Annotated in this window: 3 protein-coding genes; all 3 read right to left on the minus strand. The window is 60.2% G+C overall.

Translation table 11 applies throughout. The annotated features are described in order from the left end of the window. Nucleotides 1-2709, minus strand: a 2709-nt coding sequence (locus AB4043_RS10065) for an efflux RND transporter permease subunit (protein ID WP_442306980.1), incomplete at its 3' end; no start/stop codon positions are given. Between the two features lie 12 nt (nt 2710-2721). After that, nucleotides 2722-5844 carry a multidrug efflux RND transporter permease subunit gene (locus AB4043_RS10070; RefSeq protein ID WP_442306981.1) on the minus strand — a complete coding sequence of 1041 codons (3123 nt, stop codon included), beginning with the start codon at nt 5842-5844 and terminating at the stop codon, nt 2722-2724. After that, nucleotides 5841-7475 carry an efflux RND transporter periplasmic adaptor subunit gene (locus AB4043_RS10075; protein ID WP_442306982.1) on the minus strand — a complete coding sequence of 545 codons (1635 nt, stop codon included), beginning with the start codon at nt 7473-7475 and terminating at the stop codon, nt 5841-5843. The genes AB4043_RS10070 and AB4043_RS10075 overlap by 4 nt, the downstream gene beginning before the upstream one ends. Nucleotides 7476-7547: the final 72 nt, after the last annotated feature.

The following is a 7547-nucleotide window of genomic DNA, read 5'->3' on the forward strand; positions in this document are numbered from 1 at the left end:
CTTCTTCACGATGCCGATCAGCAGCACCATGCCGATCATAGCAATAACCGAAAGCTCCAGGTTGGTAATGAGTAGCGCCAGCAGCGCGCCCACACCCGCTGAGGGCAGCGTCGRAAGAATCGTCAGAGGATGGATAAAGCTCTCATACAGCATGCCCAGCACGATGTAGACCGTGATCATGGCAAGCAGGATAAGGATCGGCTCCGAAGAGAGCGACGACTGGAAGGCCTGCGCTGAGCCCTGGAAGCCGCCGACCACCGTCGATGGAAGGCCGATCTGATTCTTCACCCGCTCGATGGCATTCGTAGCATCGGAGAGCGAAACGCCCGGTGCCAGGTTGAAGGAGATGGTCGACGCCGGACGCTGCGACTGGTGATTCACCTGCAGCGGAACGCGGGCCATCTCAAAGTGAGAGAAGGCTGAGAGCGGCACCTGGGTTCCGTTCGTGCTCTTCACGAAGATGTGGCGCAGAGAATCGACGTCGGTCTGAAACTCCGGCGCAACTTCCATCACCACGTGGTACTGATTCAGGGTGCGATACGTCGTGGAGACCTGGCGCTGACCGAAGGCGTCCGACAGCGTCGAATCGATCATCAACGGCGTAATTCCAAGGCGCGATGCGCTATCGCGATCGATCACCAGTTGGTAACGCAGACCGTTGTCCTGCTGATCGGTGTTGATGTCACGAAGCTCCGGGATAACCGCCATCGCCTGCTGCAGCTTGGGGCCCCACTCTTTCAGTTCGGCTACAGTATCGGCCGTGACCGTGTACTGGAACTGCGCGGCAGACTGTCGCCCACCGATGTTCAACTCCTGCTGCGACTGCAGAAAGAGCTGTGCTCCCGGCGTGCCCTGCAGTCGCGGACGCAGGCGGTTGATGACGGCATCGGCGGTATCGCCATTCTTGATGCGCTCGTCATAGGGCCTCAGTGCCATGAAGAGATTGGCCGTGTTCGTAGCGCCGCCGCCGGGACCGCCTCCACCGACAAAGGACATGACGTGRTCTACGGCGCGATCCTGACGCACGATCGCCGCGAGCGAGATCATCTTCTGACGCATCGATTCGAACGAAGTATCCTGCTGACCGCGAATCTGGCCGCCGATACGGCCTGTGTCCTGCTGCGGGAAAAAGCCCTTCGGCACCAGCGTCACCGCAAACTCCCGGAAGAGGCGTCCGACAATACCGCCCATCAGAAGAATGGGGATAAACACCGCGATCAGCGAGATGCTCATGGAGAGCACCGTAAAGCCAATCTCTTCCGACCCCAGCATTGCAGCCTCGAACGGCTGCATGCCCTCCTCCAGGTGACGCGAGATGTTCTCGATCACCACGATGGCATCGTCCACCACAAACCCGGTCGAGATCGTAAGCGCCATCAATGAGAGGTTGTCGAGCGAATAGCCCAGCAGATACATCACGCCGAAGGTGCCCATCAGCGAGAGCGGCACCGACACTGAGGGAATCAGTGTCGATCGCACCTCACGCAGGAAGAAGAAGACGACCAGCACAACCAGACCGATCGTCAGCATCAGCGTACGAGTAATATCGTTGACCGAGGCGCGGATCGTCGTGGTGCGGTCCAGCGCCACATCCAGTGTGACCGCCGGTGGAATGGTCGCCCGTAGCGTGGGCAGTAGCGCCAGAACACGGTCCACCGTCTCAATGACGTTTGCTCCCGGCGACTTGAAGACCTGCATCAGAATAGCGGGCTTGCCATCGATAAATCCGCCGGTCTGGATGTTCTCAATCCCGTCGTAGACCGTCGCAACATCCTTGATACGCACGATGCCGTGCGCGTTCGCAGCAGCACTGCTGGACTGGTTCGATGCCGCCACCGGCGTGCGGTTGGCGTTGTTCGCCGGGCCGTTTGCCGTATTGGTGGTTGTGCTGGTCGTCGAACTGACCGCGGCCACGGACGAGGGCAGACCAGTCGAGGCCGTCGCGCTGGATACATTGCCGCGGTCGGTTGCAATGATCAGCGGAGCATACGCTGCGGCGCCGAAAAGCTGATCCGAGGTCGAAACCGCCCAGCGGTTCTTGTCATCCTGCAGATAGCCCGTGGGCTGCAGCACATTGATCTGACTGATCGCCGTGCGCAGCGCTTCCAGGCCGATACCGTAGGCCGCAAGCTGGCGGGGATTAGCCTCAACGCGGACAGCGGGCTTCGCTGAGCCGCCCGCAAAGACCTGGCCGACGCCCTCCACCTGAGCAATCTTCTGCGAAAGAATCGAGTCGGCGACGTCATAGAGCTGCGCCGGCGTCATCGATTCCGACGTCAGCGCCAGCATCACAATAGGCGCGTCTGCCGGATTGATCTTGCGATAGCTGGGGTTCTGCGGAAGATTTGCCGGGAGCTGGGCGCGGGCTGCATTGATGGCTGCCTGTACATCGCGTGCAGCTCCGTTGATGTCGCGAGAAAGATCAAACTGCAGAATGATGCTCGACGTTCCCGTACCGGAGACAGAGGTCATCTGCGTAATACCGGCGATGCGCGAGAACTGACGCTCCAGTGGAGTCGTAATCGCCGAAGCAGTCGTCTCCGGGTCAGACCCGGGGATGCTGGCATTGACTGAGATCGTCGGAAACTCGACCTGAGGCAGAGCAGCCACCGGCAGAAACGTATACGCCACTGCTCCCGCCATAAGAACAGCGATCGAAAGCAGGAAGGTGGCTACCGGCCGTTTGATGAAGGGTGCTGAAATATGCATAGGAGAAGTACCTCAGTCCGCCGAAACCGCATGCTCGTGGTCGCGCAGCCTGCGATCGGCGTCCTCCGTCTTGAAGTACTTGCGTCCGATACGGTCAAAGAACAGATAGACCACCGGCGTGGTGTAAAGCGTGAGCACCTGCGAGACGATCAGACCGCCGATGATCGTGATTCCCAGCGGCCGCCGCAGTTCGGAACCCGTACCCGTCCCCATGGCCAGCGGAACGCCGCCGAGCAGCGCCGCCATCGTCGTCATCATGATAGGACGGAAGCGCAGCAGGCATGCCTGATAGATCGACTCCTCCGGAGTTTTGCCGTGCTCACGCTCGGCCTCCAGAGCGAAGTCGATCATCATGATGGCGTTCTTCTTCACAATGCCGATCAGCAGGATGATGCCGATCAAGGCAATCACGTTCAGAGAATCACGAACAATGATCAATGCCAGAATGGCGCCCACACCCGCCGAAGGCAGCGTCGAGAGAATCGTGATCGGGTGGATATAGCTTTCATACAGCACACCCAGGACGATATACACCACGATCAGTGCGGCCAGAATCAGGATCGGCTCATTCGCGAGCGAAGCCTGGAAGCTGCGCGCCGTTCCCTGAAACTCGGTGTTCACGCTAAGAGGGATGTTCATCTCCTTCAGCGACTTCGAGATCGCATCCACGGCATCACCGATGCTCTTGTCAGGCCGGATATTGAAGGAGATTGTCGCCGATGGGAACTGGCTCTGGTGATTGATGGAGAGCGCTGTCTTCGTCTGCTCGAAATGCGTGAAGGTCGACAACGGCACCTGCGTTCCATTCGAGCTCTTCACATAAATATGGTCGAGCGAGTCCGGAGTCCGCTGGAACCTGGGTCCCGCCTCCAGCACCACGTGGTACTGATTGATCTGCGTATAGATGGTTGAGATCTGCCGCTGGCCAAAGGCATCGTCCAGCGTGTCATCGATATTCTGCGGCGTAACGCCAAGACGCGATGCCGTGTCGCGATCGATCACCAGGTGCGCGCCAAGTCCGTTGGGATGCTGATCGCTGGTAACTGCCGTGACTTCAGGCAGGGTGCGCATCTTGTCCATGATCTGATTCACCCAGCTCTGCAGCTCGATCGGGTCCGCGTCTTCGACCGACAACTGATACTGCAGCGCGCTGACGCGATCCTCCACCGTGAGGTCCTGCGAAGGCTGCAGGTAGGTCTTGATGCCTTCGACCTTGTCCAGCTCCGGCTCCAGGTCCTGGATGATCTCGCTGGCGCTCCTGCTGCGCTCTTCGCGATCTTTCAGCGTGATTTGGATACGGCCGGAATTGATGGTCATATTGGTGCCATCGATTCCGATAAAAGAGGAGACGTTCTCCACGTTCGGGTTTTTCAGCACCACCGATGCCAGCGCCTTCTGCTTCGCGGCCATAGCAGTAAAGCTGGTGTCTTCCTGACCCTGCGTAATACCCAGAATCACGCCGGTGTCCTGCACCGGGAAGAAGCCCTTTGGAATGTACATATACAGCAGCACGGTGGTGACAAAGGTGCCAACCGTCACCAACAGCGTCAGGGTCTGGTGACGAAGCACCCAACGCACGCCCACGGCATACTTGTCGATAACGTAGTTGAAGAACTCTTCACTCTTGCGATAGAACCAGCCCTTCTCCGACTCCGGAAGGTGCTTCAGCAGTTTCGCTGCCATCATCGGCGTCAGCGTCAGAGAGATGACTGCCGAAACCAGGATCGTAACCGCGAGCGTGACCGCGAACTCACGGAACAGCCGGCCGACAATGTCGCCCATAAAGAGCAGCGGGATCAGTACGGCGATCAGCGAGATGGTCAACGACACGATGGTGAAGCCGATCTGTTCTGAGCCCTTTAACGCCGCATCCAGCGGCGAATCGCCCATCTCCAGATAGCGATCGATGTTCTCCACCATCACGATGGCGTCATCCACCACGAATCCCGTGGAGATGGTCAGGGCCATCAGCGAAAGATTGTTGAGCGAGTAGCCCAACAGGTACATCACGCCGAAGGTGCCCACAATCGACAGCGGTACCGCCACCGACGGAATGATGGTGGCGCGCCACGACCGCAGGAAGAGGAAGATGACCAGGACAACCAGCCCAATGGTCAGCATCAGCTCGAACTGTACATCCTTGACCGAAGCACGGATGGTATTCGTCCGGTCTGTAAGCACGTCGATGCGAATCGTGTTCGGCAGTGTCTCGCGCAGACGCGGCAACAGCGCCTTTACGGAGTCCACAACCGAGATGATGTTCGCGCCCGGCTGGCGCTGGATGTTGACGATGACCGCGGGGTCTTCATTCCACCACGCCGCCTGGTACAGGTTCTCTGCCGAGTCCACTGCATTTGCGATATCCGACAGCCGGACCGGGGAGCCGTTGCGATAGGCAACGATCACGTTGCTGTAGTCAACCGCCGTAGTGAGCTGGTCGTTGGCGCCGATGGTAAAGGCCTGACGCGCTCCCGAGATGCCGCCTTTGGGCTGATCGACGTTCGCCGAGGCCAGCGCCRTGCGGATATCTTCCAGCGAGAGACCATAACTGGCCAGTGCCGTTGGATTGGCCTGGATACGGACCGCCGGCTTCTGACCGCCCGCGATGCTTACAAGACCGACGCCCGAAAGCTGCGAGATCTTCTGCGCCATGATCGTGTCAGCCAGATCTTCCACCTTCGACAGCGGAAGCGAGCTGGAGCTGAGCGCGAGGGTCAGAATCGGCGCATCCGCCGGATTGACCTTGGAGTAGATCGGAGGATTGGGAAGGTCTTTGGGCAGGTAGGAGCCTGCTGCGTTGATGGCAGCCTGAACGTCCTGCTGAGCGATGTCGATCGACTCATTCAGATTGAACTGCAGCGTGATGACCGATCCGCCTCCCGAGGAGATAGACGTCATCTGCGTCAGCCCGGGGATCTGGCCGAACTGGCGCTCCAGAGGCCCGGTGACGGACTGCGTCATCACCTCCGGACTCGCTCCCGGATAGAAGGTCAACGTCTGGATCGTGGGGTAGTCCACCTGGGGCAGCGCCGACACCGGCAACTGCAGATAGGCAACCGCTCCGGCAAGAAGAATGGCCACCATCAACAGCGAGGTGGCCACTGGCCGGAGGATAAACGGCCTTGACGGACTCATGGTTGTTGTCCTCCCTGAGGACGCTGGCCGCGAGGACGGCTACTGTCACCACGGCCCTGCCCGGAGTTATTGCCTCCCGGTGCGGTAGAACCGGGAGCTCCGGCCCCGGTGGCTCCGCCCTGGCCGCGACGTCCGCCGCTACCCTGGCCGTCGCCCATGATGGCGCCGCCTGTCATCGGATTCGCCGGACGCACCGTGACGCGCGCGTTATTGCGCAAGCGCTCAGCACCGTCCGTCACGACCATCTCGTCCGGCTCGAGGCCACTGGAGATGATATCCAGCGTTCCCTCGGTCGCCTCAATCTTGATCGGGCGAATCTCGACGTAGTGCGGGTCCTGCTGCGCTCCCTGACCTTGTCCGCCCTGGCCCTGCGCACCTTGGCCCGGCGCACCTTGACCTTGCGCACCCTGACTCTGTCCGCTGCCTTGGCCCTGGCTACGACGGCCGCCGCCGGCTCCCTGACGCTGGCCTCCAGCCTGGCCTGCGCCACCTGGGCCAGCCRGTGCATCAGCATTCGCCGGAGGATTTCCCTTCTTGACAGCGTACACAAAGGTGCCCTGCGTTCCGCTCTGTACGGCTGCCGTAGGAATGACGATCGCATTCGGGCGGTTCTCAAGCACCAGGCGGATATTCACGAACTGGTTCGGGAACAGGGCGCTGTCGTTGTTATCGAAGACAGCCTTCAACTTGGCCGTTCCGGTGGTGGTGTCGATCTGGTTGTCCGTGGTCAGCAGCGCGCCCTTGGACAACAGAGTCGTGTTGGAACGGTCGTAGGCTTCCACCTGCAGCTTCTGCCCGGAACGGGTGCGCTTCAGCACCTCCGGCAACTGATCTTCGGGTAGCGTGAAGATCACGCTGATCGGGTGCATCTGGGTGATGACAATCAGCCCGGTAGTCGAAGCAGACGAGACGATATTGCCGGGATCTACCTGGCGCAAGCCCACAACGCCGTTGATCGGCGAGTTGATCCGGGTATAGCTCAGGTTGACCTTCGCGGTCTGGATCTGGGCCTGGTCAGCCTTGACAGCTCCATCGGCCTGTCCGGCGGCAGCCTCCTGCGCCTGTGCCTGCTCACGGCTTACAACGCCGGCGGCATACAACTGGTCATACCGCGTTGCCTGCTGACGGGCATTCGTTGCCGTCGCCTGGTCACGCGCCAGGTTGCCCTCGGCCACAGCCAGCGCAGCTTCATACGGAGCAGGGTCGATCAGCATCAGCGGTTGGCCCTGCTTCACCTGCTGGCCTTCCGTCACATTCACCCGCAGCAACTGACCATCGACACGCGAGCGGATGGTCACCGTGTTATAGGYGGTAACCGTTCCCAGTGCCGTGTAATAGATCGGCATGGTGCGCTGCTGTACTCGAGCAGCCGCCACAGCAACAGGTCCGCCAAAGCCTCCACGACCGCCGCCAGGTCCTCCGGGACCGGCCCCCTGCGTCGCCGCATTCTTGCGGTTATCCACGATCTTCCAGACACAGAAGCCCACGAAGGCGGCAATCAGCAGGACGATGATGATCTTGCGGAGGACGCTGCCCTTTTTGGGCCCCTCTTGCGCAGGCGGTGCATCATGGTGTCCGGGCGCGGGCCGCGCCGGCGTCGATTCGTGCTCGGGCTTCTGTAGAGTCGTCATGACCTTTAAAATCTATTCCAGATGATGTAGATGTCTTTGAAACGTTAGGGTGGTAATCTCCCCGGACAGAGC

The organism is Terriglobus sp. YAF25 (genome assembly GCF_052113305.1).
Taxonomy (GTDB): Bacteria; Acidobacteriota; Terriglobia; order Terriglobales; family Acidobacteriaceae; genus Terriglobus.